Source organism: Serinibacter arcticus (assembly GCF_004786095.1).
Taxonomy (GTDB): Bacteria; Actinomycetota; Actinomycetes; order Actinomycetales; family Beutenbergiaceae; genus Litorihabitans; species Litorihabitans arcticus.
On the sequence record NZ_RHPJ01000011.1, the window covers coordinates 1 to 424 of the forward strand.

Below are 424 nucleotides of genomic sequence, written 5' to 3' on the forward strand. Positions count from 1 at the left end.
GGGTGCGCGGAGGGTAGAGCTCGTAGCTGATCGTCGGTCGCGGCGGGCGGTAGAGGTCGGACGTGGTCATGACCGCTGCCTCCCTCGGACCGAGCGCCGCCAGGGATCAAGTGCCCGCATCGGTGTCTCCATCGGTCCTGGCGTGAGCACCCTTCCCGCGGGAGGCTTCCGTTGGGGGTTGCTGCGGCGTCGACGAGCCAGGTCTCTCGGCCGCTCTGGATGGTTCTGCGAGCGTAGCCCGGTCCGCACGCGGGCGTCCACGCCTCGGGGCGTGCGTCCGCATCGTGGATGCCTCCGGGCAGCACAACGCCCCGCTTCCCTGATCAGAAGCGGGGCGTTGCCGGCCGGTCCCAGCGAGGGGAGACGGCCGATCCACCGGTGCTACAAGCACCGGTGGACCGACTGCGGATCACATCGGGGGCAT

The 424-nt window shown here is 70.5% G+C and carries 1 riboswitch.

Going from position 1 to position 424, the window contains the following annotated elements:
- Nucleotides 1–125 precede the first annotated feature (125 nt).
- A riboswitch (SAM riboswitch) is annotated at nucleotides 126–226 on the reverse strand.
- Between the last annotated feature and the right edge of the window lie 198 nt (nucleotides 227–424).